The organism is Embleya sp. NPDC050493, assembly GCF_044458105.1.
In the GTDB taxonomy this organism is placed as follows: Bacteria; Actinomycetota; Actinomycetes; order Streptomycetales; family Streptomycetaceae; genus Embleya.
In genome coordinates this window covers 12,910-39,037 of sequence record NZ_JBITHP010000023.1, presented here as the reverse complement: position 1 = coordinate 39,037, position 26,128 = coordinate 12,910, and the positions used below count along the sequence as shown (strand labels likewise).

Sequence of the window (26,128 nt, the reverse complement as noted above, 5' to 3'; positions counted from 1 at the left end):
GGCGGACCCTTGAGGCCCTGCGGTGACCGAGCGTAGAAGTCCCGAACCACCCATGAGTGCCCGGCCGTCTCCGATCCGTAACACGCCGAACAGCGCACGGCGGCGGCCGACGACCCGCTTCAGTGGCCCGGCGACCTCGACCACCCGGCCGAAGCGCCCGGCTGTGGCGGGCCCGCTGCGGCAACCGCTTGGACCGCGCGGGTGCCGCCTGCCGACGGTCGGCGGCAGCAATGATGAGTGGGCGGTCGCCGCGTCAACGTGGCAGGGGTCACTTCCGTGGCCGATAGTGGCACATAGATGATCATTTCCTACGTTCCGGAGCAGCCCATGGACCGCTACCCTCCCATTGCCGAGCACGGCTTGGTCGGCGACCTGCAGACCGCCGCGCTGGTTTCGTCGCAGGGGGTCGTGGACTGGTTCGCCGCTCCCCGGTTCGACTCGCCGAGCATCTTCGCCGCCCTGCTCGACCACGACCGAGGCGGGTACATGCGGCTCGCTCCCGAACATCCCGAGGTGTCCTGCAAGCAGCTGTACTACCCCGACACCGCGATTCTGGTGACCCGGTTCATGTCACCGGACGGAGTGGGCGAGGTAATCGACTTCATGCCCCCGGACCGGAGCCGCACCGCCACAGACCGCCATGCCCTGATCCGCGTCGTGCGTGCCGTGCGGGGGACCGTCGACTTCACCTTCGAGTGCCGACCGCGGTTCGACTACGGCCGGGCCGAGCATCAGCTGGAACTGGGCGAGAATACCGGCGTGTTCCGGGCCCCGGGGATGGACGCGTATCTACAGACCTCGTTCCCCCTGGAGAGGGACGGGGAAGACGTGCGCGGCCAGGTGACGCTGAACGCCGGCGAGTCCGGTGGCGCCGTGTTCACCGTGTGCGCGTCCGGCGGCGAGGCACCCGCGCCCCTCACGGTCGACGGACTCACCGCACAGGTCGAGGACACCGGCCGCTTCTGGCAGAAGTGGCTGCGCCAGTCCACCTACCGGGGCCGCTGGCCCGAGCTGGTGCACCGTTCGGTCATCACCCTCAAGCTCCTCACCTACGCCCCCACCGGCGCCCTGATCGCGGCGGCCACCATGGGCCTGCCCGAGCAGGTCGGCGGAGAGCGCAACTGGGACTACCGGTTCACCTGGGTACGCGACGGCGCGCTGTCCGTGCGGGCCATGCTCGACCTCGGTTTCGTCGAGGAGGGCACCGCTTTCCTCCACTGGCTGGTGGCCAGGCTGCAGGAGCGCGAGGGCAAGGGCGGGGAGCCGCTCCAGACGATGTACCGGATCGACGGCAATCCCGACCTGCCGGAGGAAACGCTCGGCCACTTCGAGGGCTACCGCGGATCTTCCCCGGTGCGTATCGGCAACGGCGCCGCCGACCAGCTCCAGCTGGACATCTATGGTGAGGCCGTCTACGCGTTCTCCCAGGGCCGCGAGATCATGCGGCAGGCCACCTACCGGGGGTGGCGGGCCCTGGCCACGACCCTGGACTGGCTCGCCGACCACTGGGACCGCCCGGACGAAGGCATCTGGGAAACCCGCGGCGGACGGCAGGACTACACCTACAGCCGGGTGATGGCCTGGGTCGCGATGGACCACGGACTGAGCCTGGCCGAACAGTTCCGCAGGCCCGCCGACCTGGAGAAGTGGCGCAACGCCAGGGACGCCGTCTTCGAGCAGATCATGGACCGCGGCTGGAGCGAGAAGGAGAGCGCCTTCGTCCAGCACTACGGCAGCGACGTCCTGGACGCCTCGCTGCTGCTCATGCCGATGGTCGGATTCATCGCCCCGCAGGACCCGGCCTGGCTCTCCACGCTCGACGCGATGGACCGCAAGCTCGTCTCCGACAGCCTCGTCTACCGCTACGACCCGGCCGCGTCGCCGGACGGGCTGCGCGGCTCGGAGGGCACCTTCAGCCTGTGCACCTTCCTCTACGTGGACGCGCTGGCCCGGGCGGGACGGCTGGACCAGGCCCGGTACACCTTCGAGAAGATGCAGACGTACGCCAACCACGTCGGCCTGTTCGCCGAGGAGGTCGGCCCGACGGGCGAGCAACTGGGCAACTTCCCGCAGGCGTTCACCCATCTCTCCCTCATCATGGCGGCCACCACGCTCGACACCGCGCTCGACGCGCGGCAAGAACGCTGACCGTGGTCGCCCACGCCGCTCCGGCGGCACCGCCGCGCCTGACCGAGGACGAGTTCCGCGCCCTGTACCGGCACCTGCGCTCGTGCGCCGCGTGGGCCGCAGGCGACCGGGGCGCTTTGACCGCCCTTACTCCCGCCCGGGTGGCGGCGGCCGCCCGGGAAGTGCGGACCGGTCGGACGGTCACGCTCGCGGCGCCGGTGGAGACGCGGCCGGGGCCGGACAATCCGGAGCCCGCGAGGCATCGGATGATCGGGCAGCCGGGGGAAGACACCTCGGATGGGCTTCAATTCGCGACGGACAGCTTCGCGATGAACGTGCACGGCGACGCCGACAGTCATATCGACGCCCTCTGCCACGTGATCTACGACGGCACGCTGCACGGCGGTGCGGCCGCGAGCAGCGTCACGGCGGACGGTGCCACGGCGCTGTCCATCGAGGCGGCCCGGGACGGGATCCTCGGACGCGGCGTGCTGCTGGACATCCCGCGGCTGCGCGGCGTGCCGTGGCTCGAACCGGGTGATCACGTCACCGCCGACGACCTGACCGCGGCCGAGGCCGCCCAGCACGTCCGCGTGGCCGAGGGCGACCTGTTGTTCGTCCGAGTCGGCCACCGCCGACGCCGCACCGAACTCGGGGCGTGGCACGCGGCACACGAGCGCGCCGGACTCCACCCGTCCGCACTGGAGTTCCTGGCGGAGCGCAGGGTCGCCGTCCTCGGCGGCGACGGGAACAACGACACGGCCCCCAGTTCCTCCGAGGGCGTGGACTTCCCCGTGCATGTGCTGGCCATCCACGCCATGGGTGTCCACCTCTTGGACTACCTGCAGTTCGAGGACCTGGTACCGATCTGCGAAGCGGAGGGACGTTGGTCCTTCCTGTGCGTGGTCGCCCCGCTGAGGCTGGCGGACGCCACCGGCTCACCGGTCAACCCGATCGCGGTGCTGTGACCCCGATGCCGGCGCTCGTGGTGGTCATGGGTGTCTCGGGATCGGGCAAGTCCACGGTGGGGCGGCTGCTCGCGCGCCGACTCATGGTGCCCTTCCTGGAGGCGGATGACGTCCATCCGGCCGCGAACCGTGCCAAGTTGGCCGCGGGCCGCCCGCTCGACGACGCGGAGCGCAGACCGTGGCTGCTGTCCGTCGCCGCATGGATCCGAGAAGCGGCCGACGCCGGCCAGGGCGGGGTGGTGGCGTGCTCGTCCCTCAAGCGCGCGTACCGGGATCTGTTCCGCGGGGCGGGTTCGGGCGTGTGGTTCCTGCATCTGGCGCTCGACCGGACGGCCGCCGACCGCCGGGTCGCGGGCCGTGCCGGCCACTTCATGCCCGCCCGGCTGGTGAACTCCCAGTACGCCGCCCTCGAACCGCTGCGGCCGGACGAGCCCGGCCTGACGGTCGACGCGTCGGCCGACCCGCAGGCGATCGTCGAGGAGGCGGTTCTCGCGATGCCGGACATCGACTGACTGCCCGTTCGGCTGTGGCGGGTCGCCGCCGCCCGGCCCGCCCGTTAGCTTGAGAACTGCCTTCGAGGATTTGCCCCTCAATATCCCGAACGCTCGCCATCACCCTCAGGACGGGACCCCTCTCATGGCCGAGGATCAGCGCTACGACGTCGTCATCATCGGCACGGGAGCGGGCGGCGGCACCCTCGCGCACCGCCTCGCCCCCACCGGGAAACGGGTGCTGATCCTGGAACGCGGCGACTACCTGCCCCGGGAGCGCGACAACTGGGACTCCACCGCCGTCTTCGTCAAGGCCAAGTACCGCGCCCCCGAGTTCTGGTACGACAAGCACGGCAACGAGTTCCCGCCGGAGGTCAACTACTACGTCGGGGGCAACACCAAGTTCTACGGAGCCGCGCTCTTCCGGCTGCGGCCCGAGGACTTCGGCGAGTTGCGCCACCACGACGGCATCTCGCCCGCCTGGCCGATCCGCTACGAGGACCTGGAGCCGTACTACACCCAGGCCGAGCACCTCTACCTGGTGCACGGCCGGCACGGCGAGGACCCCACGGGCGGGCCGGCGAGTGCGCAGTACGCGTACCCACCGGTGGAGCACGAGCCTCGCATCCAGCAGCTCAACGACGACCTGGAGAAGCGCGGCCTGCACCCCTTCCATCTGCCCATCGGCGTGAACCTCACCCAGGACGAGAACGGCCGGGCCACCCATTCCAGCGTCTGTATCCGCTGCGACCGGGTCGACGGCTTCCCCTGCCTGGTGGGCGCCAAGTCCGACGCGCAGACGATTTGCGTGGACCCGGCGCTCGAGTACGACAACGTCACGATGGTGACCAACGCCCATGTGCGGCGTCTGGAGACCGACCCGACCGGACGCACCGTCACCAGGGTCGTCGCCGACCTCGGCGACGGAACGACGGAGGAATTCGGCGCCGACATCGTGGTGGTGGCCGCCGGAGCGGTCAACTCCGCCGTGCTGCTGCTGCGTTCGGCCAACGACAAGCACCCGCGCGGCCTGGCCAACAGCTCGGACGTGGTGGGACGGCACTACATGCGGCACAACAACCTCGCGCTCATGGCGGTGTCGAAGGAACCGAACCCCACCAAGTTCCAGAAGACCCTGGCGCTGAACGACTGGTACCTGGGCGCGGACGACTGGGACTACCCGCTCGGCGGCATCCAGATGCTCGGCAAGTCCGACGCCGACCAGATCCACGGCGAGGCGCCGCGCTGGGCCGGCACGGTAGCGCCCGACATGCCGTTCGAGGTGATCGCACACCACGCCGTCGACTTCTGGCTGTGCGGAGAGGACCTTCCGCTGCCCGAGAGCCGCGTCACCCTCGACAAGGACGACGCCATTCACCTGGCTCTCGACGAGAAGAACAACACCGCCGGACTGAAGCGTCTCCAGCACAAACTGCGGGGCATGCTCGGGCATCTGGGCATGCACGAGCACCACCTGCTGGACCACAGCATCTACCTGCACAAGGGCATGCCCATCGGCGCCACCGCCCACCAGGCCGGCACCGTACGCTTCGGCGAGGACCCGAAGAGCTCGGCGCTCGACGTCAATTGCAAGGCCCACGACCTCGACAACCTCTACGTCGTCGACACCGGCTTCTTCCCCAGCATCGGCGCGGTGAACCCGTCCCTGACGGCCATCGCCAACGCCCTGCGCGTCGGCGACCACATCGCCGCCAGGCTGAGCTGAGTCGACGTCCGGTGACGCCGGCCCCGACCGGGTGAAAAGTCCGGCCGAACGGCCCAACGGCGGCTTGTCCTACCGCTCGCCGTCCTGCGGCAGGTGATTGCTTGACCCTGTCGACATCGGCCGGGGCTACCAGCTCGGCCAGTTCGCCCTGAGTCTTGCCGTCGGTCTGATCGGCGGGGCGGTGGGAGCCGCGCTGCTGTGGTGGACCCTGCGCGTACTGCGGCTCGGGGAAACATCCGCGCCCTCTCGCCGGCGGTCAACGACCCCACGACAGCTGTCCAGGTGCTCAATCACATCGAGTCGTTCCTCGGTGTGGTCGGCAGGGAGCGGCTGCGGGCGCGCTATGTGACGGCGGACGACCGTGGTCGGCGAGCCGTCCGGGACGGTGGCACGGGACCGCGCGGACGCCGGCTCCGCGGGCTCGCCACGTCCGGTACCGCCCGGCCGGGAGAAAGCAACTGGTGCGAGGTGGGCGGTTCAAGCGCCGCCGCTCCGCCGCCGCGCGAACCGCCCGAGTACCGCTACAGGTTGTCCCCGGGTGTTCCGGCGGCCATCGTCTCGGCGTCGGTGAGTTCCTCCAGTTCGCCCATGGTGTCGAGCCGATAGAGCAGCACCAACGCCGGGCCGACCAGGACGATCGCGACGACCGTGACGATCACCAGCCAGCGCAGGGTGTGGTCGGCGCCGGCCGCCTGGGTCACCGTCAGCGTGGTGGGCAGCAGGTAGGGCCGCTGTGCGAAGCCCCAGGCGCCGACGACCAGGGCGACGCTCGCTACCGACGCGTAGCGGGACCAGCCGTGGGACCGGCGCAACAGAAGCAGCAGCGTGGCCACACCGCAGACCCCGGCCAGGACGACCAGCAACAGGCCCGCGCCCTCGGTGAGGCCGTCCCAGACGTACCGTGCGTCGTCGTGGGTGACGGGCAGGGCGATGAGGGCGAGGACGACGACCGCGGCGAAGGCGAGCAGCGCACGCAGGCGGAAGTAGTCGGCGAGGTCGTGCGCACCGAACCGCCCGGCGTCGGAGCACAGGAAGACCGCCCCGAGGAACGCGGTGGCGGCGATGGCCAGCAGACCTGTGAGCACGGAAGTCTCATTGGCCCAGGCGTCCGCGGACGCGGTCGTGCCGACCGCGACCCGGCCGGAGGCGATGCCGCCGAGCACGGCTCCGAGGAAGAACGGCGTGAGCAGTGACGAGATGGCGAACATCGCGCCGTAGACGCGCCGTTGGGCCAGTCGACGGGAGGGCTTGCGCAGTGCGAACCCGGCGCCGCGGAGCACGAGTCCGACGGCGGCGAGGGCGAGAGGCAGCCACATGGCGGAGAAGACGGCCTGGAACACGGTGGGGAAGCCGGTCCACATGACGACGAGGACGAAGATCAGCCAGACGTTGTTGACCTCCCAGACCGGTGCCATGGCGTGGTCGATGAGCCGGCGCGGCCGCTTGCCGCGCTCCGCCCCTCCGGCCATCAGGTCCCAGAAGCCCGCGCCGTAGTCGGTGCCCCCGGCACAGGCGTAGGCGGCGATCGCAACCAGCAGTACCCAGGCGATGAGTTCGGGCATTACGATGCACCGCCGGAGCTGCTGTCGGAACCGCCTTTGGGCGGGGTCCCGGCAACTGCGGGCTCGGGCTCGCGTCTGGGCCCATAGGGGGTGTCGGTCTCCGGGGGCAGTGCGGCGCGTGCGGCCGAGCCCTCGTCGGCGATGCGCCAGCGGGTGCGCATCTTCAGGATGACCGCGAGGAACGCGCCGAAGACGGCCGCGTACACGACGATGACGATGCCGAGCATGGCCCACAGCGAGGACGCGCCGGTGTCGGTCACCGCCTCCGAGACCCTCATCCGGTTGTAGACGATCCAGGGCTGGCGGCCGACCTCCGTGGTGATCCAGCCGCACTCCACGGTGACCAGACATGCGACCCCCGCGACCGCGGCGCTGCGGAAGAACCAGCGGGTGCGGGGGAGGTCCCGGTGGCGCCACCAGGACCAGGCGTACCAGAGCGCGAGCAGGACCAGCAGGCTGCCGATGGTGACCATGATGTCGAAGGCCCAGTGGGCGATGGTGGCCTGGAGGACGGTGGGGCGGTCTTCGGCCGGTACCGAGGTCAGCCCGGTGACCTCGGTACCGGGCTTGAAGCCGGCCAGGATCGAGTCCAGCTGGGGAATTTTGATCCCGCCGGAGACCGTCCCGTCGTTGTTCAGGCGCCCGAACATGTACTCGGGCACATGGGTGTCGGTGTCCCAGACCAGTTCGGTGGCGGCGAACTTGACCGGCTGCTTGTGGAACACGGCGCGGGCGGCGGAGTCGCCGAGCATGAACTGGACCGGTGTGAGGATGGTGGCAACGGTGAACGGCACGGTGAAGCCGAGCCGGTGGTAGCGGTCGCGGCGCCCGCGCAGCCAGCCGACCGCGTAGACGCCGGCGACCACGTAGCCCGCAGTCAGGAGCATAGCGACGACGAAGTGCCAGTACTCCGGACCGAACATCGGCGTGAAGATCGCCTTCTGCACGTTGACGTCGATCGGGTTGCCGTTGGCGTCGAGGTCGAATCCCCGGGGGGTGTTCATCCAGGAGTTGGCCGCGATGATGCCGAACGCCCCCATCAGCGCGGCCAGCGGGAGTGGTACGGCGAGCCAGAAGTGCGTCCAGGGCTTGAGCCGGCGCCAGCCGTAGAGGTAGATCGCGATCAGGACGGCTTCCAGGAAGAACGCCCATGCCTCGATGCCGAATCCGAGGCCGAAGACGTCACCCCAGCGGCCCATCATGCCGGGCCACAACAGGCCGAACTCGAAGGACAGCACGGTGCCGGTGATGATGCCGATGGCGAACTGGACGGCCATCACCGCCGACCAACGGCGGGCAAGGAGGAGGGCGACGGCGTCGTTGCGGCGCAGCCCGCGGTGGTGCATCACCAAGGTGATGAACGGCAGTGCCACTCCGAACGGGACCAGAAGGATGTGCGAGGCCAGGGTGAACGCCATCAGCTCTCTGGCGGGCAGGAGCTGAGGCGGTGTGCTGTTCGCCAGAAGAGCCGCTGTAGTGAGCATTTGCGCCTCGGTGGTCTACCCCGCGTGAGGGGCTGAGGAAGGACAGGTCGTGGATCGGGCGGCCGTGTGAGACGGGCCGAGGCCCGCCCGTCACGGCTGCGGCGGTTGCGCCTTCGCGGCATCCGGCGCGTCGGTGTCGGGCACGGTGAAGGCGCGTTCGCGGCGCGAGCTGGTGGCGAAGGAGACCGACCAGCTGAGCACCGCCCCCAGCCTGCTGCGGAACCCGGTGAGGAAGGCCAGGTGGATGAAAAGCCAGGCAAGCCAGCCGGTGAAGCCCGACAGGTGCAGCGGGCCGGCCTTGACGACCGCGTGGCCTCGGGCGATGTAGGCGGCACTGCCGAGATCCACGTACTTGAAGGGCTTTTGCGGCTTCGTCCTGGCTTCGACGGCGTGGCGCACGCTCCGGCCCGCGTACGCTCCCGTCTGTATGGCGACTTCGGCCAAGCCGGGCAGCCGGTTCAGGCTCATCACGTCGCCGGTGACGCGGATCTCCGGATGGCCGGGGACGGTGAGGTCGGGTTCGACGAGGATGCGTCCGGCCCGGTCCTGCTTGGCGCCGGTTGCCCGGGCCAACGCGGCGGCGATCGGCGGGGCCTCCACCCCGGCGGTCCACAGGACGGTCCGTGCGTCGAACCGGGTCGTCACGCCGCCATGGTCGCGGACCGTCAGGCCCCGCGCGTCGATGTCGGTGACCATCGTGCCCAGGTGGAGCTCCACGCCGAGGCCCTGCAGGGTTCGGGCGGCACGATGGGCGAGTCGGGGACCGAACGCGCCCAGGACCGCGTCGGAGCCCTCGAAGAGCAGCACCCGGGCCTTGGCGGAGTCAATCCTCTGGAACTCCCGGTCGAGTGTGTGGCCGGCGATCTCCCGGATCTGTCCGGCGAGTTCGACGCCGGTCGGCCCGGCGCCGACGAGCGCGAAGGTGAGCCACTGCTGCCGTTCGCGCTCGTCCACGGCCGTTTCGGCCATCTCGAACGCCCGGTAGAGCTGTCGGCGGATGTCCAGCGCGTCGTCCAGCGTCTTCATGCCGGGTGCGTGTGCGGCGAACTCGTCGTGCCCGAAGTAGGACTGGCGCATGCCGACCGCGACGATCAGCTCGTCATACTGCAGTTCGAGGAGTCCGCCGTCGGGTCGCCGGGCGTGGACCAGGCGTGCGCCCGCATCCACGTCGGTGGCTTCGGCGAGCACGCAGCGCACGTTGTGGTGGCGACGCAGGACCCCGCGGAGGGGTTGTGCGATCTGCCCCTCGGACAGGATGCCCGAGGCGCACTGGTAGAGCAGCGGCTGAAAGAGGTGGTGGGCGGTGCGGTCGACGATGGTCACCGCGACCGGTGACTTTCGTAGCGCGCGGGCGGCGAACAGCCCGGCGAAGCCCCCGCCGAGGATCACCACCCGGCGGGGAGTGACGTGATCCTGCATCGGCGTCAGCCCCCGGTGGCGAAGCCGGGGAAGAGCGTCATTCCGCCGTCAACGAAGAGCGTGGTGCCGACGACGTAGTCGAGCAGGTCGGACGCGAGGGCCACGACGGCGTTCGCGATGTCCTCCGGGTCTCCCACCCGGCGGTACGGGATCAGGCGCAGCAGGTCGGCCTCGGCCTCGGGCGTGGACCAGGCGTCGCGGTTGATCGGCGTGCGGATGGCGCCGGGTGCGACCGCGTTGACCCGGATCCGCTTGGGGGCGAGCTCTTGGGCGAGGGTCTGCATCAGCATGCCCACTCCGCCCTTGGAGGAGGCGTAGTTCACGTGCCCGGACCACGGGATGATTTGGTGGACCGAGCTCATACAGATGATTTTTCCCGCCGAACGGGAGACCTCCTCCACCACGCCGCGCCGGACGAACTCCTTGGCTGCTTCCCGGGCGCAGAGGAACTGGCCGGTCAGGTTGACGTCGATGACCTTCTGCCACTGGGCGAGCGTCATCTCGGTCACGGCGGCATCCCGTTGGAGGCCCGCGTTGGCCACCATGATGTCGATGGTGCCGAACTCCTCGACCATCCTCGCGACCATGGCGGTCACCTGGTCCTCGTCGGACACGTCGGCCTCGTGGGCAAAGGCGCGGACCCCGAACTCCTTGATCTGCGCCACGACCTTTTCGGCCTCGTCCGCACCGACGACGTAGTTCACCACGACGTCCGCCCCCGCGCGCCCCAGACAACCGCGGTCGCCAGGCCGATGCCCGAGTTGGCGCCGGTCACCAGCGCCTTCTGGCCCTTGAGGAGCTGCGCAGGGACCGCTTCGCTTTTCTCGTCGACGTTTCCTGCCACCACGGTCTCCTTCGGCGATCCGAACAGCCGGCCCACAGGGCACGGGCGACGTGCACCAGGAAGGCCGGGAGTCATCGGCCTGCCAGGAAGGACAAAGAAGTAAGCGCATGCCGACCCCCTCAGACGAAACCACCCGGCCTCCGGACGGGCCTGACCGGCACACCGAGAGGTCGCGTTTCGGGGGACATATCATCCGGTCGGGCTAGGAGCCGTCCCCGGCCCATGGACTCCTCCCACGCTCGTGACCTGAGCGTGAGCGCTCCTGCCCTCCGCCACGATCGAACGTAGGCATTTGTCATGCACAGGTTCGAGACACATCCGGCCGGCTTGAGCTTGTGATTGCCGGGCGGGGCGAGTTGCGGGTCAATCTTCGAAGGAGTAGGAAATGACCGCTGCGCCTCGTCCCGCCCGTCGGAAATCCACGATCAACCTGGGTTCGCGCCGTACTCCCGGCCGTCCGGTTCGGTCCCGGCCCAGTTACGGGTTCCACCTCGCCGGTGCGGGCAGACCATCCGTCGCTCCTGTGATAGCCGCGGTCAGGGCGCCTCGCCGCCGTCGGCGCCGGGCGGGGGTTGCCACCGGAGCCGGCTGGCCCGCACCGTCCATGTTTCGTCCTGCCGGGCCACTCGGGGCACCGAGTCCTGCTTGATCACATAGCGTGAGTGTATGGGCGCGAATTGCAACGACCTGATCGAGCCGAGGGTGAGCCGATGGGTAGGCGCATGGTGAAGAAGGCGTTGGTCGCGCTGACGGTCGTGCTGGTCCTGCAGAGCCTGTTCGCGCTGTGTCTGGTAAGCGCGATGCAGTTGCTGGTGCTCCGCGACGCTCCGTTCGGGGTGACCGGCGCGTCCCCGGTCGTGAACGCGGTGACGTCGAAGGTGGATCTCCGGACGCTGAGCTACGCCGACGAGTCGGCGGTGATGGAGGCGATCAACCAGAGCAAGCTGTACGGCGCCTACCTGCCGGGCACGACGAGCGACACCTTGATCGTCGTCCCCGCCAAGAGCTTCTTCGGCCGGGTGGAGCTGGAAGCCGCGTTCGAGGACGCGGCCAGAAAACTCGGCAGGTCCCTGACGGTGCGGACCGTCAAGCCGCTGCCGACGTACGACCGCCTCGGCGGCGTCTGCGGCCTGCTCCTGGTCCCGCTGCTCGTCGGCGGCTGTTCCGCGAGAGCCCGGAGACGCCCGCGTTCCCGCAGGTCGCCGTTCGCGGAACCCGCTCACCCTGGTCCGAAACGCCTGTTGCTTGTCGGTGGGCATCCGGGCGCACGGTTCCTCGAAGTCGTCGACCAGCGCGTCGAGCAGGCCGAGGGCGTGGAGGGTGTGGCGTTCAGGCGCGAACTGCGGCGTGGTGTCGGTGGTCGGGTCTACGGTGCGAGTCCTGGCAGAGGGGCTCGGAGTACGTCGACCCGGTCCCCTCGCCCGACCCGAGGCCTTGGGAGCGGCGGCGGAGGTGCCGGTCGCGAGGTTTGCCGCCCCGGCCGGTATTCCGAAGCGCACGTACCGGCACGCCGGGCCATACGGTCCCGACAAACGGTCGGCATCCACGAGTGGAAGGAGTCCCCATGTTGAGGCGGGTCGCGGAGGGCGTTCTGGTCCACCAGAGTGCGTTGCTCCGGAACAACACCGTCGTCGTGCAGGGCCGGGCCGGCGTGTTGGTCGTCGACCCCGGCATCACAGGCGAGGAGATGGCCTGCCTCGCGAACGACCTTCGCGAGTCGGGTCGGCCCGTCGTGGCGGGTTTCTCGACGCATCCCGATTGGGACCACGTGCTCTGGCACGCCGAACTCGGCGAAGCGCCTCGTTACGGTACGGCCCGATGTGCGGCTCACATGCGGGACGTGCTGTCGAACGCGGACTGGAAGGCCCGCGTGGTCGAGGGGTTGCCGCCGGAAATCGCCGAGGAGACACCGCTCGACCTGTTCGGCCTCATCACCGGTCTGCCCGCCGAAACCGCGCGGATTCCCTGGGACGGCCCTCGAGTGCGGATCATCGAGCATCCGGCTCATGCCCCGGGCCATGCGGCGCTGTTGATCGAGGAATGCGGCGTTCTCGTCGCCGGCGACATGCTTTCCGACGTCCTGGTTCCGATGCTCGACGACACCGCCGACCCGATCGGGGACTACCTAGTCGGGCTGCGGCTGCTGGAGGGCGTGGCGGGCGACGTCGATGTCCTCGTCCCCGGTCACGGGTCCGTCTGCGGAGCCGACCGGCTACGCGTACGGATCGACCGGGATCGGGCGTACGCGCATGCCTTGCGTGACGGCCGTGCCCTCGACGACCCGCGCATCGGCCCGTCGGCCGAGCCCGGCTGGGAATGGGTGAGCGACGTGCACACGGGGCAACTCCGGCGCCACGCCCAAAGAAGACAGCGCGACGGGACGCCCGACTAGCGATCGGGCGGCGGCACACGACCACCCCGCCCGTCCGTCGACGCAAGACGGCGACGCACTCGTGCGGCGGAGCGCAAACGCTCGAACTGCGCACGATCCTCGGCGCGTTCCTCCGGCGTCAGGGCCCACTCCAGCACGATCTTCGCGTGCAACTGATCGAAGGGCAGGTTCGCGAGTTGTTCCTCGAACTCCACCCGCTCCTGGGGAGTCAACGTCTCCCTGATCTCGGCGATCGTCGTCGGCCTACCGCCGTCCGCCGCGAAGCCTCCCCTGTCCGACCTTCCCCCCAGTCTGCCTTCTCCGAGCCGCTCCTGTCCGGTTCTCGGCCCGTGGGGCCGGGTTTGAGGCCGGACACTCGCACACGTGACATCGTCACGCTTGGGGCGGTTTGGTCGGCCGGCCAAACTCGTCGCGCCCAGTGGGCACTTCTCGGGCGAGACGAACGCCGCCTGCCTGTCCGTGTACCGCCTGGTCCAAGGCGTCGCCCGCCGTCGGCGGCGCCACCCGGCCGCAGGAGCCGTCACAACGAGACGCTGAACGTTCGGACGATCCTCGCGCGCCGTGCCGTGCGTGGCGCGGCTGTTGTGTTTCGCTCACGCCCGGCGCGGCGCGGCGGTTGTGGGTCTCGCCGGCGTCGGTGGGTTCGGGTGCGCGTTCGTCGTGGTGGGGTCGGGTGTTCGGCGGTCCGGGGCGTGTACGGCAGATACCACCGAGGGCGGGCGTGGTGCTCGGCACAACGTTCTTGTCGTGCCGCCCTCGATGGGCGATTCTGGGCCGGTGCCGGGACAGCGGAAGAGGAAGCAACGGGAAGAGGCCGAATGGCGACGGACAGCTGCTCGCACCGCGCCGGACCTCGGGCAGTGGGTGGTGATCCTCGAGACACGGGACCAAGCGGAGTTGCGCGCGCACATGCGCAGTCTTCGGGAGGCGCGAGTCGACGAATCGCTGATCCGGATCGACACGCTGTGTCGACGCCCGGTGGAGCAGAGCAGCTACCGACTGAGGCGGTTCGTGGCGAACACCGAACCCGGATCGGATCGCGAGCCTTCCGATCATGACGGGCCGTCCACCGCGTAGCGCGCAGCCGTGCGTCACGGCTGGGATCACTCGGGATGGTGAGGTCGTGCGCGATCAGGCAAGGAATTCCGCGCGCCTTTTTCGGCGATGGCCGGCCTCGAACGCGTGGATGGCGACTCTGCCTCTCCCATCCACCCCGTTGTGTGCCGCTCCTGGTCCATCCGCCCGGGCGGCTACTCCCGTGTGGACCCATAGCGGGTGCGACGCCACAGGATGCCCAGGGGAATCGTGAGCGCTCCCATGACGGCCCCCGCCACGATTGCGGCGACGTACGTCGGGACACCCCAGTCCCGGCCAACGGCCAAGGGCATGGTCAAGACGACCAGAATCGATGCGATGACGACATTCGAGGTGTGTTGACCGGCAGCGGACCGCTGGGTCGGCATGGGTGTCCCCATCTCCCTTGAGAGTTCGTCGTAGACGCCGAACGCGAGTCCGGCGGCGGTGCCACCGATGCCGCCCGTCGCAGCTCCACGGACCGCCCCGCGAGTGCTGCCACGCATCCGCCGACCATGTTTTCGACCGCAAGCGTCATGGACCTTTTGGTGACTCGCTCGACAGTGCCCAAGTCCCTCAGGCCGGAGGGATCGACAGCGTTGATCGGGTCCCCGGCCGCGTACGTTCTGACCTAGCAGTGGGCTTCACCGGTGCTCATGGCTGTGAGGCTGCCCGAGGGTTCGCTGACGAATCCCGGTTCCACGCTGTTGATTGCGGGCCGCAGTGGACGTCCGTGGCGCCGAACTTGGTCCCGGTCGCCGGTCGGAAGCCGCCGCGAGAGCCTCTTCGAAGCTTGGGTATCGCCCTTGTGGCCATGTTCGCGGGTTCCGTGAACATGGCCACCGCCGCATACTGCTCGCCACGCATCCGCCGTCGGTGAAACCGCGAAGGTCCCGGTCAGCGTCCGGCTGAGGATGTCGCCCAGTGATCCCCCGCCACTCAACCATCGCTGGAACATCTCTCCATCGATGACGTGGGCGTTCGCCCCGGCCACGCGCGGCTTCGCCGACGTCCACTGGATGTGGGTGCGGTCGATGTGCAGGTCGGTGGCGATCCACGGGAGGATCGCGGACACGCTGGTCGTGTTGGCCACGACGAGCGAGGCCCCGAGCCCGGGTGCGAGGACCCCGCCGCGTCGCGTCCCGGTGCCCGAGGGGGCGGGTGGTGCGTTCATCGTGGCGCCGTTCCTGGAAGAGGGGTTCGTCGCAAAGCCGTACCCGTGTCCTGGGTGGTTGACGACCGGTGGCGGGCGTTCTGGCGATGGCGTGGCCGGCGTGTCGGGTTGGGTTAGGATCGCGCAACCGTTGTTACCCATCGCACGCACTCGAACCCGTGGCGTAGCCGTCCGGCATCGGTTCGCGTGCCTCCTCGACTCATCGTGCGTGCCTGCCGGAGGTTCCCGGTGCGTTCGGCGTTGTTTCGTTTCGGTGCCGAGCGATCCCGTCGATCGCGGCTGGGCGCGGGGGCGGGCGTGTGTGACGTATGAGAGGACGCACGTCGTGGAGATCCTGTCCGAGGTCTCGCGCACGCTGGGCGAGTACCTGGTGCTGCCGAACGAGACCACCGAGGAATGCACTCCGGACCGCGTCGACCTGACGACCGCGCTGGTGCGGCACCGGGTCGGCGAGGTGTCGCCGTTGCGGGTGGCGACGCCCCTGCTGAGCGCGATCATGGAGGCGGTGTCCGGCCCTCGCCTGGCGATCGCCCTGGCGCAGTGCGGCGGTTTGTCGTTCGTTCACCAGAACCAGGCCGTCGAGGCGCAGGTCGAGGACGTGGTGGCGGTCAAGCGGCACAAGGCGGGGTTTCGGCCCGCGACCGTGTCGGTCAAACCCACCGCGACGCTCGACGAGGTCGCGCACCTGGTGCGGGAGTCGGGTGCGGAGCAGGTTGCGGTGACCGAGGACGGGACGGTGAGCGGACCGCTTCTGGGGTTGATCGGTCCCGGCGACTTCCACCGGGACCGCCATGCCGGGGTCGACGCGGTGACCACGCGCATGCGCGGTGTCGGGGAGTTGCTCACCGCGCCGGTGGGTGTGTCGTTGGGCGAGGCGAACGCGTTGTTGTGGGACGGGCGCGCCGACGTGATCGCGGTCGTGGACGGCGCGGGCGCGCTCGACTCGCTGGTGCTGCGGCGCGACTACGACACGCACAAGCGGTTCCGGCACGAGAGCGTGGACGACCGCAAGCGGTTGCGGGTGGCGGCCGGGATCAACACCCGTGATCACCGTGATCGGGTGCCGGCGTTGGTGGAGGCGGGCGCGGATCTGCTGTGCATCGACTCCTCGGACGGCTACTCCGTCTACCAGGCGCGCGTTCTGGAGGACGTGCGTTCGGCCCACGGGGACGCGGTGCACGTGGGTGCGGGCAACGTCGTGGACGGGCGGGCGTTCGAGTACCTCGCGGACGCGGGTGCGGCGTTCGTCAAGGTCGGCATCGGTGGCGGCAGCATCTGCACGACCCGCGCGCAGAAGGGCATCGGTCGTGGTCAGGCGTCGGCGTTGCTGGACGTGGCGCGAGCCCGGGACGCGTACGCGGAGCGGACGGGCGAGTATGTGCCGCTGGTGTGCGACGGCGGGGTGTTGGAGGACAGTCACATGGCGATCGCGCTCGCCATGGGCGCCGACGCGATCATGCTCGGCCGCTACTTCGCGCGCACCACCGAGAGCCCGACCCGCCGGGTGCGGGTGAACGGGCAGGACTACAAGGAGTACTGGGGCGAGGGTTCGATGCGGGCCCGCAACACCGCCCGCTACGAACATCACGAGGACACGGAGGCGGTCGCCTTCGCCGAGGGTGTGGACGGGCTCGTGCCGTACGCGGGCAGCCTGTACGACGCGGTCGCGATGACGAGTGCGAAGGTTCGCGCGACGATGGTCAGTTGCGGTTCGACGTCACTCGAGGCGTTTCGGGCGTCGGCGCGCATGGTGGTGGTGTCGGAGCAGAGTTTCCGGCAGACCGGCGCCGAGGTGATGGTGCGCGAGCGCGCAGACGCCATCGGCTGATGTGCGGGGCGGACCGAGGGGTGTCGGCCCGCCCCTGGCTTCTCAGCGGGTGTGCACGTCGATCCACGCGCGGTTGGCCGGGCCTGCGGCGAGCGCGGGGTGGACTCCGGCGGTGTGGGCGTCGCGCCACAGCCGGGAGAACGTGCCGCGCTGCGACGCCGCGGTGCCGGCGTCGCGCCACATCAGATCGACCCCGGCCAGCGCATGGGTGGTGGCGGCGTGGTCGCGGCGCGCACGGACCGCGGTGACCGGGTCCATCGGCGTCCGCTCGGCGGCGTCGGCGGTCTCGGCGGCGTCCAGGAGCAGCATGCGCGCCGCCTCGAGGTGGGCGGAGGCGGTTCCCAGGGCTTCGGCGTGCGGCGCCGGGTCCGTCCCGGTTTCGCGCAGGCGGGCGATGCGGTGGTCGAGCATGGCTTCGGCCGCGCCCAGGAGCGGCGCGGCGAACGTGAGGCCCGATACAGCTTCGTGCGGGACCGTGACCTTCGTGCGCGCGTGGCCGGTGAACAGTCGCGGCGAGATGAAGACGTCGTCGCGGGAGATGTGGACGTCGTCCAGGCGCAGGGGGTGGCTGCCGGTGGCGCGTAGGCCGGTGGCGTCCCAGGTGGGGTGGACCGTCCATGCGGTGGCGGGGCCAGGGTGCCCTTCTCTCAATTCGCTCCACACGTCGAGGAGGATTGCGGGGGGTGGCCCCGTGCCCGACGCTGTGACGGAGCTTGTCGATCACGCGTCGAGGAGGGCGAGAAGGCGCTCGGCCTGCCGTTCGAACGATCCGGCGGGGTTGCGGGTGTGTGCGAGGCCACCGGGAAGGAGCATGCGGGTCCACAGGTAGGCGAGCAGGGGCCGCATTCGGCGCAGGCCCTCGTGTTCGGCCGGGTCGAGGTCGAGGCGCTCGACGAGCTGGTCGGCGTCGAAGGCGTGGGTGTCGACCCAGGTCGAGGTGTTCGAGGAGTTCGGCGAGTTCGAAGGGTGCTGCGGCCGGAGTCCTCGTAGTCGACGATGTGAACGCGATTCCCGGTGTTGATCAGGTAGTTGGCAAGGCTTCCGTCGGCGATCCCCAGAGCGGGAGGCATGTCGTGGAGATGGCGGGCATGTTGCGTTTCGAGCCATGACGCGCCGGAGGTCGGTGCCCGTCCGACGCGGGGACCGAGACCTGGGGGAGGGGGTTCGGCGGCGCAAGCCACGGTTTTGGCGAGGACGGTCTCGGGGTTCCAGGGGGGTGGTGCGATGGCGTCGAGCGACGGGGAGGGGGGATGGCTGTGTGCAGGGTGGTGAGCGCGTCGGCGAGCGCGTCCAGGTGCTCGGGGGCAAGGGTGGTGCCGCGCAGGGGTGTTGCGTCGATGCGGGACAGTCCCCGGCACGGCATGCGGTCTAGCCACCGCCGTCACCATCGAACGCCTCAGCGGTCGCCCCGAAAACAGGGAACCCTCCCCGTCGAGACCGCCGACCGCCTTCCAGACCTATCTGGACCAGAACGCATCCCCCAGCCGAAGTTTTGGCCAACCCCTGGCAGTTAAGCCCGAATTGCCAAGGTCACCGACAGAGCGAAGTTGAGTAGTTGTACGGATGTCCGCCGGGGTGGGCCCGCGGGAGGGTCGAGGCATGGTTCGCGAAGCGGTTTCCGAGGTTCGGCGCGTGGAGGATTCGAGTTGGGTGATGGCGGTGGCCATCTCCGTCGGCTTGTGTCTGTTCTCCGCGCCGCTGCCCGCGCTGATGCTGCTGTTCTCGATGATGCCGGCGGACTCGTGTGATCCGGGTCGGTGCGGGGGCGGCATACAGGTTGCCACCGTCGTCATTGCGCTCGGGTTCCTCGCGCAGATCGGCGCGCTCGTCGCCGCGGGGTGCCTGCGGTATCGCAACCGGCGGGCGGCGCGCCTGCTGTGCGCGGCCGCCGCGCCGCTCCTTCCCTGGCTCGCCGTGGGCGCGGTCCTCGCGTAGGCGCCCTCACGAGAGGATTCACCGGTGTGGCGGGCGATCGCCGAGGTCGCCGCCCGGATCGAGAACGAGGGTGACCGGCACGGCTCTCGGCGGTCTGCCGGACTGTCGAATTCACAGGGCAGGGGTCGAGGCGATCGCCGCACCGTGGGGCACCCTGTCGAGACGGCTACGGACGCGTGCGTTTGGTCGGAAGGTTGATTCGGCGGGGCGGATGCGGGCGGCCGAAAAACGAGCCTGGTCCCGACGCTGACGCGGCGGGACCAGAACGCAACATCTTCATGAGTCTTCTAGCCCCGGGACCGGTGCCGGTCCTGGAGTGGCTCCTCGTTCGGGTTTTCGGCGAGGGCTTGCGCGTAGTTGGTGAGTGAGCGGTTGTAGCGGGTCAGGTGGGGTGCGAGTGCGCCGAGTGCCAGTGAGACCGCCTCGCGTTCGCGGCCCGCGTCGACCAGTGACAGGGCGAGGAACGCGGTTATCGCGTCGTCGAGTTCGTCGGTCGCGTTGGCCCGCTCCGCGGTCAACAGGGCGATGCCCTCGTCTATTTCGCCGAGGTTGCGCAGCGTACTGGCGAACTGGACGGTGGCGGGCCGGCGCAGTTCGTCGGGCAGCCCGGCGGCGAATGCCCGGCGGTAGTGGGGCGCGGCCTGCACCTCGTGGCCCGTCGAGTCGTACGCCGATCCCATCCAGTACGCCGCGACCGCGTCGTCCGCGGGCCGTTCCGCGACCAATGCGCGTACGGCCGCGACAAAATCGTCGCTCTCGTGGGTGTCGAACCCGGCCCACAGTGCGTCCATGCGTTGCTGCCAGCGCCGTGCGTCGTCGGTCGGTACGGGGGCCGTGGTGAGCACGACCTTGCCGCGGGTACGTCCCGTCTCGCTCGCTTCGTGGGCCTTCACCGCGTCCTCCAACGGCAGGGCCCGCTCGACGGCGACGCGTAGTTCGCCTCGGTCGACCAGGGCCGCGATCTCGCTCAGGTCCGCTCCGGAGGGTGTGAAGCCGAGTTCGACGACGCGCAGACCGCGCTTGGCGGCCCGGATGTGGAGGTCGCCGCGGTCGGGGCCGGTGCCACGTACGTCGACGAGGATCCCGCCCGGCGCCAGGACTTCGAGGGAGCGCGGGCCGTACGGGCCGCTGATCGGGTCGATCACGATGTCGATCCCGAAGGCGCTCGTCGTGAAGTCCGTTTCCGTGTAGTCGATGACGTCGTCGATGCCCAGCCCGCGCAGGAAGCCGTGGTGCGCGGCACGCGCGGTACCCACGACGTAGGCACCACGGGCCTTGGCGATCTGCACCGCGAGGTGACCGATGCCGCCCGCCGCCGCGTGCACGAGGACCCGGTGGCCGGGGCGGGTATCGGCGACCCGCACGAGCGCTTGCCACGCGGTCAGTGCGGTCACGGGCAACGCGGCCGCGTGGATCGCGTCGACGGTACGCGGGGCGTGCGCCAGGGAGGCGGCGGAGGTCACGACGTACTCGGCGTACGAGCCGTGCGGCGGCAGGGCCACGCCGAACACCTCGTCGCCGGGCGAGAAGCCGGGTGTGTCGGGGCCGACGGCCTCGACGGTCCCGCTCAGGTCGAGGCCCAGGACGAACGGGGGCTCGCCGAACCGGCGCACCTCGCCGGATCGAATGCGCCAGTCGGCCGGATTGACCCCGGCGGCGTGCACCCGCACCAGCACCTCGCCGGTGCGCGGCGCCGCGGGCCGGGCCGTCGTGACGATGTCCAAGACCTCCGGTCCCCCGTAGGCGCGAAAGTTCACGGCGCGCATGGTGCTCATGACGATTCCAATCCTCGGTGGTGAGATCGGCGGCCGATCCGGCCGGCCGCGATGTTCATCCTGGTCGGAGGGAGTACCTCTTGTGAAGAAGACACCTGGTTGATATCTAGGTACCTTATGGATACCGCCTCGACGTCACGCGCCGCCGAACTCGTCGCCACCGCACCCGCCGCCCGCGAGCTCACGTCCGCCGAGTTGTTCGCCACCTACCGCCGCGACTGCCCCTCGCGCACCGTTGTCGAAGTGCTCGCCAACAAGTGGTCGTTGTACGTCCTGGCGGCGCTGCGCCGTTCGGACCGCCCGATGCGGTTCAACGAACTGCGCAGACTCCTTGACGGCATCACGCAAAAGATGCTCACCCAGACGCTGCGCACGCTGGAGCGCGACGGCCTGGTGCGGCGTACGGTCTACCCGACCCTCCCGCCGAGCGTCGAGTATTCGTTGACCGAAGTCGGCGCCGCCGCAGGCGTGTTGACCACGGCTATCGCCGACTGGTCGATTGCGCACGTGCACGGCATCGTGGCCGCGCGCAAGCGGTTCGACGCCCGCGCGGCCGAGCCGATGGCACCGGTGGAGCAGAACCCCGAACACGGGTAGTGCCCCCCGCCGGCTGCGCCGCGATGCCCGCCGTGCAGTCCGGTGCGGGGCGGGGCGGCCCCACCAGGGTGACCCGGGCCCGCTGATCGTGTTGCCGTGTAGTGCACCCAGACGCGCTCGACCTTGACCAAGGTGTCTCGTCCCACCTCTCGCCAGTCCGACAGCCGAGTGCCCTCTCCGTGATTTCGCCCCAAACAAGCGCAGATGCACAAGTCACCCGGTTGGTCGGGCTCGCGTGTTTGGCCGTCGTCGTGGCATTGGAAGTCGCGAAGTCCACCGCCCGGACCAACCCGACGGACACGTGTGCCGACACAAGCCCACGAGCCGGGACCCACCCCCGCCGACGTCGTCAGGACGGCCCTCGACACGCTCGACCGCCGCTCTGCGCCCCCGTCGGTGATCACGAACGGCCACCCGCTCGCCCTCGCCGGCAAGTTCCTGCCGCGCCGCCTGACCGTCCGGTTCATGGGCCGGATGGCCCGACGTCAGCCGCGATCCTCCCTCGTCGCCCTCACCGGCAGCAGTCGCCGTCACCAGCAGTAAGGAACAACATCATGACCATCTCAAAAGTCGCACCACAGCCCACGCTCGCGGAGCGCTTCGGTCGCATCCTCGCTGTTCAACGCGCTGCCTTTCTGCCTCAACTGCCGCTTCGTACGGCCCACATCGCGTAGTTCTTGCGGGCGCGTACCGTCGCCGCGTGATCGGGACCGAGTACGCGTTCCCGATCGGACACCACCTGCGCGAACAGATCCCGGGCACGGGCCGCGTCGCCGGTCTTCCCTGCCGCGGTGGCGACGAAGAAACGGCTTTGAATGCTGTCGGGGTGGTCCGCGCCGAGCACACGCCCGCGATCGCGGGCCAGCTCGGCGGCGAGTTCGCCGGCCCGCTTCCAATCGCCGCATTCGGCGGTCCAGTGGACGAGGCCGTGGCGGACCGTGAACGCCTCGGTGGCGTCCCGGCCGAACACCAGGTCGGTGCGGCTCGTCAGTTCGGCGTAGAGGTCGCGAGCCGCGGCGGCGTCGCCCGCCAGACCGGTCAGTCGCGCGTAGTGGCGTCGGGACCGCAGGGTGTCCGGATGATCGGGTCCGAGTACCCGGGCACGGTCGCGGGCCACGGCGGCGCACAGGTCCCTGGCCCGCGCCGCGTCGCCGGCCCTTTCCGTCGAAAGTGCGTGCCTGTAGCGGCTGTCGAGCGTATCGCCGTGGTCGGGGCCGAGCAGGCGCTCGCGATGCAACACCAAGGCGGCGTACAGATCCCGAGCCCCGGCCGCATCGCCGGTCTCGTCGGTCCAGTGCGCGAGGTTGTCGCGGGCCACGAGGGAATGCGGATGATCGGGGCCGCAGGCCCGTTCCATGCCGGGGATCAGCTCGGCGTACAGCTCCCGCGCCTTCGCGGGATCTCCGGCCCTGCCGGTCCACGACCCGAGCGACTGGGCGACCGACAACGTGGTCGGATGGTCCGGAGGAAGCGCTCGCGCGCAGTCGGACGCCAGATCGGCGAGACAGCTCCGGGCCTTCGCCGCGTCACCGAGTTCGCCCAGCAGTTCGGCGTGCCAGGCGCGGGTGGAAAGCGTGTCGGGGTGATCGGGTACGAATACCCGGGCACGGTCTGCGAGCAGCGTTTCCATCAGGGCGCAGGCAAGCGCCTTGTTCCCGGCCTTCTTCGTCCAGACGGCGTGCGCGCGGCGCACGTGCAGCGTGTCGGGGTGGTCGGGTCCCAGCACGCGCGTGAAATCGGCGACACCCGCGGCGTAGAGGTCGCGGGCCCGGCCGGCGTCCCCCGCGTCCCCAGTGGCGCCGGCAAGCCTGGCGCGCGCCCTGAGGGTTTCCGGATGGTCGGGGCCGAGTTCACGCTCGCGGTCGGCGGCCTGGGCCACATATGTGTCAAAGGTATCGGCCGTGTCGCCGGAGTCGGTGAGGTCGCGCGTCCGTTGCCAGGTGTCCTTCTTCACCGTGGTGGCGACGACCGTCGCCGTGAGCGTTGCTTGCGTCTGACGGGCGTGCGCCGGCGGCCCCGGTGCCGCATGCAGCTTCGAACTCTCGATCCGCTCCACCGCCGTACCCGGCAGCCAGCTTGCCGCCAGATGCGCGTCCGCGACACCGCTCCTGACGGTCTCGAACCTCTTGAGAACCTCCTGGGAAGTGACGCGCTCCCGTGGGTCCTTGGCGAGGCACCGCGCCACCAGGTTGGTCAATTCGTCGGGCAGGCCGCTGAGATCCGGGTCTTCGTAGAGCGTCCGCTCGAAGGTCTCCCACGCACTGCGGCCGACGAACGGAGGGTGGCCCGTCGCGGCGAACGTCAGCACCGCTCCCAGTGCGAAGACGTCACTGTGCGTCGCGGCGCCGCCGCGGATGTGCTCAGGTGCCATGTAGCCGGGGGTGCCCAGCAGTTGGCCCGTCGCGGTATGCGATGTCGCGCTGTCCTCCGCGGCCTTCGCGATACCGAAATCGATGACGCGCGGACCGTCGAGGGTCACCAGGACGTTTGCCGGTTTCAGGTCCCGGTGCACCAACCCGGCGCGGTGCACCGACTCCAGGGCCTCGGCGATCCCCGCAGCCAGCCACCACACGGCAAGCGGCGGCAGCACGCCGCACTGCGCGACCAAGACGTCGAGCGCCGGGGCGGGGACGAAAGCCGTCGCGATCCATGGCATGGGCGCGTCCTCGGCGGACACCGCGACCACGGGGGCGGTGAACGCTGCGCTCACCCGTTGCGCCGACTGCGCCTCACGGACGAAGCGCGCCCGAAACCCGGGGTCTTCGGCGAGGTGGGCGCGGATCGTCTTCACGGCGTACAGCCGTGTGCTTTGTCCTTGTGCGAGATAGACCCTTCCCATCCCGCCCTGCCCGAGCAGCCGAAGAGGCCTGAACGGCCCCAGACGCCGCGGATCGTCATCCCCGAGTTCGGTGCCCCACACCGCTCCGCCGATTGCCACGCTGCCCCCCAAGCTTCCGACCGGTTGAGATCTCGGCGGCGTCACAGGCATGCCGACGTTGGCGGCAGCCGCTGTCGCGCCACGCCGAAAGATATTTCGGCACACCGCCCGTCGTCGCCTCCACGCGCGTTTTTCGGATGACCGGTCGAGCAGGCCGGCGCGGTGCGTGGGCCGCGGGCGCCGGCCATCGAGTGCTGCTACTTACGCTCGCGCAATGCGGCCTTGGGCGCGAGGACCTTGCCGACGCGGGGTACGCGGGCCTGCTGGTGGACGCAGTGCATCGCGCGGCATGGATCCACCTTCGCGTCCGGACACGTTCCCGGGGTACCCGGAGACTTCGAGGAGCCGGATCGTACGAGCGGGTGCGTGGTGCCGGAGCGTGCTGGAACTGGTCAATGCACGGGCGCGTCGGTCCGGTCGGAGGCCGACGATGCTCGAATGCCAGAAAGGCAAGTGCGCCATCTGCGGGTGGGCGCCGGACACGAGCGAGGTCGAGTTCCCGCTCCACGTCGACCACGACCACAACTGTTGCCCCGGCGATCGTTCGTGCGGGATTTGCACGCGCCAACTCTTGTGCCGTGGTTGCAACTTGGCCATCGGTTCCATGGGCGACGATGCCGAACGACCGGAAGCCGCAGCCGAGTACGTTCGCCTTTGGGCACCGTTCACGAAACCAGGGACAGTCAGACAGCTTGTCGGCAGCGCCAAGCGTGACAAGCGACGGTGATCCCCCGACAATGTGTCCCCGCATCGGAGTCCTCCACGGCTTCGGGGCCGACAGCACGCAACACGCGAAACCCCCTCGGATCCGGCGGGCCCCGGTTCGCAGGACCGTGGGCGCCCGAGGTCCGACGGGCGACGCCCGCCGTCGGCGCCTGACGGATCGAAGACCTGCGCAGCACGGTCGCAGCCCTCGTTCGCAACGTCGCGAACGAGGGCATCAGTGGGCTGCCGATCGGCTTCGAGGCGGATCCGAGGGCCGACCCAGGCCACTCGCGCCCGGGTCCGGTGAAGGACCCGCTACGCCGCCTGCTCCCTACAGCAACCCCACCGTTGCGGCGTCGGGGTCACGGACTTGTAAGCACCGGTGATCGAGTGGTCGGTGTTCGTGCCGGTGACACCGAGATGAGGCGTCGCATGTCGCCGAGTGTGGTCGCTGGGGCGTATCGGCTCCATGCTGACCCCCGTGGGACGCGCTGTCCGCCGTGTGCCGGCTAGCCCGTCGATGGCCCGGGCGACCCGCGCGCGGTGGTCCTGCGGGGGTCGCGATGCCGCACCGACGGAGGGCGATCGCCGCCATCACCAGCGCAGGACGCCGTCGGGGTCGGCGTGGGCGCTCTCGGCGAATTCCGCGAAGAACAGGTTCGCCTGAGCCAGGTTGGCTTTCACACGGTGGGTGGCGGCCGGCAGGATCCGGAATGCGCGCGGGGACGCGATGTCGATCGGGTCCGGATCCTCCTCGTCGTACCAGGGGTCAAGGGCGAGCAGTGGATGGTCGTCGCACCACATGGTGTGCCGGTCGGCGACGAACACCACGGATGGGTGCGAGCCACGTCGAGCCGCAGCGAGCACATCGTCGGGCTCGGCGTCCGCCCAAGCGGGATCGTCGACCAGGAGCACGATCGCCGGAAGGTCGTCGTCCGGGCCCCAGGGTTCCGCCAACTCCGCCGTCACCTCGGCCCACGCCGCATCGTCGGTGTAGTCGGTCCTGATCACCACGACCGTGTACTCGTGGTGCGATTCGAGTCTGGGCAACACGCCGATCCCCTCCCGGTGTTCGTCCCCCCGACTCTG

General features: G+C 69.9%; 22 protein-coding genes and 1 pseudogene. 12 read left to right on the top strand and 11 right to left on the bottom strand.

Translation table 11 applies throughout. The features are described 5' to 3' along the window. The first annotated feature begins 327 nt into the window (after window positions 1-327). From ACIBM5_RS33855 to ACIBM5_RS33835, 5 genes are all read left to right on the top strand, one after another. On the top strand, window positions 328-2,148 hold the full coding sequence (locus ACIBM5_RS33855) for a glycoside hydrolase family 15 protein (RefSeq protein WP_396010468.1): 1,821 nt from the start codon (window positions 328-330) through the stop codon (window positions 2,146-2,148). Between the two features lie 38 nt (window positions 2,149-2,186). Continuing rightward, entirely contained in the window at window positions 2,187-3,095 is a 909-nt protein-coding gene (locus ACIBM5_RS33850) for a cyclase family protein (protein ID WP_396010585.1), read from the top strand. Window positions 3,096-3,100: 5 nt separating this feature from the next. Continuing rightward, window positions 3,101-3,607, top strand: a complete 507-nt coding sequence (locus ACIBM5_RS33845) for a gluconokinase (RefSeq protein WP_396010584.1) — start codon at window positions 3,101-3,103, stop codon at window positions 3,605-3,607. Window positions 3,608-3,731: 124 nt separating this feature from the next. Next, complete coding sequence (locus tag ACIBM5_RS33840; protein WP_396010467.1) at window positions 3,732-5,312, top strand: GMC oxidoreductase; 1,581 nt, start codon at window positions 3,732-3,734, stop codon at window positions 5,310-5,312. 198 nt (window positions 5,313-5,510) lie between these two features. Continuing rightward, on the top strand, window positions 5,511-5,918 hold the full coding sequence (locus ACIBM5_RS33835) for a DUF2254 family protein (RefSeq protein ID WP_396010466.1): 408 nt from the start codon (window positions 5,511-5,513) through the stop codon (window positions 5,916-5,918). Here ACIBM5_RS33835 and ACIBM5_RS33830 read toward each other — a convergent pair. The 4 genes and pseudogenes from ACIBM5_RS33830 to ACIBM5_RS33815 all read right to left on the bottom strand — a co-directional run bounded on the left by ACIBM5_RS33830 (window position 5,834) and on the right by ACIBM5_RS33815 (window position 10,621). Next, window positions 5,834-6,874 (bottom strand): cytochrome d ubiquinol oxidase subunit II, encoded by a 1,041-nt coding sequence (locus ACIBM5_RS33830; protein ID WP_396010465.1) that lies wholly within the window; start codon window positions 6,872-6,874, stop codon window positions 5,834-5,836. The two genes, ACIBM5_RS33835 and ACIBM5_RS33830, sit on opposite strands and share 85 nt — an antisense overlap. Further along, on the bottom strand, window positions 6,874-8,358 hold the full coding sequence (locus ACIBM5_RS33825) for a cytochrome ubiquinol oxidase subunit I (protein WP_396010464.1): 1,485 nt from the start codon (window positions 8,356-8,358) through the stop codon (window positions 6,874-6,876). The genes ACIBM5_RS33830 and ACIBM5_RS33825 overlap by 1 nt, the downstream gene beginning before the upstream one ends. A 90-nt stretch (window positions 8,359-8,448) precedes the next feature. Further along, window positions 8,449-9,777, bottom strand: coding sequence for an NAD(P)/FAD-dependent oxidoreductase (locus ACIBM5_RS33820; RefSeq protein WP_396010463.1), 1,329 nt, complete (start codon window positions 9,775-9,777; stop codon window positions 8,449-8,451). A 5-nt stretch (window positions 9,778-9,782) separates the two neighbouring features. Then, window positions 9,783-10,621 (bottom strand): annotated as a pseudogene (locus ACIBM5_RS33815) (SDR family oxidoreductase). Between the two features lie 710 nt (window positions 10,622-11,331). On the opposite strand from ACIBM5_RS33815, the gene ACIBM5_RS33810 reads away from it, so the two are divergent. Together ACIBM5_RS33810 and ACIBM5_RS33805 are read left to right on the top strand one after the other, a co-directional pair. Then, complete coding sequence (locus ACIBM5_RS33810) at window positions 11,332-12,192, top strand: hypothetical protein (RefSeq protein WP_396010462.1); 861 nt, start codon at window positions 11,332-11,334, stop codon at window positions 12,190-12,192. Then, window positions 12,186-13,013, top strand: coding sequence for an MBL fold metallo-hydrolase (locus tag ACIBM5_RS33805; protein ID WP_396010461.1), 828 nt, complete (start codon window positions 12,186-12,188; stop codon window positions 13,011-13,013). The genes ACIBM5_RS33810 and ACIBM5_RS33805 overlap by 7 nt, the downstream gene beginning before the upstream one ends. Here ACIBM5_RS33805 and ACIBM5_RS33800 read toward each other — a convergent pair. Then, on the bottom strand, window positions 13,010-13,207 hold the full coding sequence (locus ACIBM5_RS33800) for a hypothetical protein (RefSeq protein WP_396010460.1): 198 nt from the start codon (window positions 13,205-13,207) through the stop codon (window positions 13,010-13,012). The two genes, ACIBM5_RS33805 and ACIBM5_RS33800, sit on opposite strands and share 4 nt — an antisense overlap. 1,511 nt (window positions 13,208-14,718) lie before the next feature. Beyond that, window positions 14,719-15,180, bottom strand: a complete 462-nt coding sequence (locus ACIBM5_RS33795) for a hypothetical protein (protein ID WP_396010459.1) — start codon at window positions 15,178-15,180, stop codon at window positions 14,719-14,721. A gap of 406 nt (window positions 15,181-15,586) precedes the next feature. On the opposite strand from ACIBM5_RS33795, the gene ACIBM5_RS33790 reads away from it, so the two are divergent. Then, window positions 15,587-17,089, top strand: coding sequence for an IMP dehydrogenase (locus ACIBM5_RS33790; protein WP_396010458.1), 1,503 nt, complete (start codon window positions 15,587-15,589; stop codon window positions 17,087-17,089). Between the two features lie 42 nt (window positions 17,090-17,131). On the opposite strand, the gene ACIBM5_RS33785 is transcribed toward ACIBM5_RS33790, so the two are convergent. Together ACIBM5_RS33785 and ACIBM5_RS33780 are read right to left on the bottom strand one after the other, a co-directional pair. Beyond that, window positions 17,132-17,752, bottom strand: coding sequence for a hypothetical protein (locus ACIBM5_RS33785; protein ID WP_396010457.1), 621 nt, complete (start codon window positions 17,750-17,752; stop codon window positions 17,132-17,134). 57 nt (window positions 17,753-17,809) lie between these two features. Beyond that, window positions 17,810-17,935: a hypothetical protein gene (locus ACIBM5_RS33780; protein WP_396010456.1), complete on the bottom strand. Its 126-nt coding sequence runs from the start codon at window positions 17,933-17,935 to the stop codon at window positions 17,810-17,812. Window positions 17,936-18,688: 753 nt separating this feature from the next. Between ACIBM5_RS33780 and ACIBM5_RS33775 the strand changes: the two genes are divergently transcribed. Continuing rightward, window positions 18,689-19,024 carry a hypothetical protein gene (locus tag ACIBM5_RS33775; protein WP_396010454.1) on the top strand — a complete coding sequence of 112 codons (336 nt, stop codon included), beginning with the start codon at window positions 18,689-18,691 and terminating at the stop codon, window positions 19,022-19,024. A 287-nt stretch (window positions 19,025-19,311) separates the two neighbouring features. Here ACIBM5_RS33775 and ACIBM5_RS33770 read toward each other — a convergent pair whose 3' ends face one another. Continuing rightward, window positions 19,312-20,799 (bottom strand): tetratricopeptide repeat protein, encoded by a 1,488-nt coding sequence (locus ACIBM5_RS33770; RefSeq protein WP_396010453.1) that lies wholly within the window; start codon window positions 20,797-20,799, stop codon window positions 19,312-19,314. Between the two features lie 117 nt (window positions 20,800-20,916). On the opposite strand from ACIBM5_RS33770, the gene ACIBM5_RS33765 reads away from it, so the two are divergent. Together ACIBM5_RS33765 and ACIBM5_RS33760 are read left to right on the top strand one after the other, a co-directional pair. Beyond that, window positions 20,917-21,396, top strand: coding sequence for a winged helix-turn-helix transcriptional regulator (locus ACIBM5_RS33765; RefSeq protein WP_396010452.1), 480 nt, complete (start codon window positions 20,917-20,919; stop codon window positions 21,394-21,396). Between the two features lie 303 nt (window positions 21,397-21,699). Then, window positions 21,700-21,939 (top strand): hypothetical protein, encoded by a 240-nt coding sequence (locus tag ACIBM5_RS33760; protein ID WP_396010451.1) that lies wholly within the window; start codon window positions 21,700-21,702, stop codon window positions 21,937-21,939. Between the two features lie 97 nt (window positions 21,940-22,036). Here ACIBM5_RS33760 and ACIBM5_RS33755 read toward each other — a convergent pair whose 3' ends face one another. Continuing rightward, window positions 22,037-24,385 (bottom strand): tetratricopeptide repeat protein, encoded by a 2,349-nt coding sequence (locus ACIBM5_RS33755; protein ID WP_396010450.1) that lies wholly within the window; start codon window positions 24,383-24,385, stop codon window positions 22,037-22,039. On the opposite strand from ACIBM5_RS33755, the gene ACIBM5_RS33750 reads away from it, so the two are divergent. Beyond that, window positions 24,384-25,061 carry an endonuclease domain-containing protein gene (locus ACIBM5_RS33750; protein WP_396010449.1) on the top strand — a complete coding sequence of 226 codons (678 nt, stop codon included), beginning with the start codon at window positions 24,384-24,386 and terminating at the stop codon, window positions 25,059-25,061. The two genes, ACIBM5_RS33755 and ACIBM5_RS33750, sit on opposite strands and share 2 nt — an antisense overlap. Before the next feature lie 572 nt (window positions 25,062-25,633). On the opposite strand, the gene ACIBM5_RS33745 is transcribed toward ACIBM5_RS33750, so the two are convergent. Further along, window positions 25,634-26,092: a DUF6924 domain-containing protein gene (locus ACIBM5_RS33745; RefSeq protein ID WP_396010448.1), complete on the bottom strand. Its 459-nt coding sequence runs from the start codon at window positions 26,090-26,092 to the stop codon at window positions 25,634-25,636. Between the last annotated feature and the right edge of the window lie 36 nt (window positions 26,093-26,128).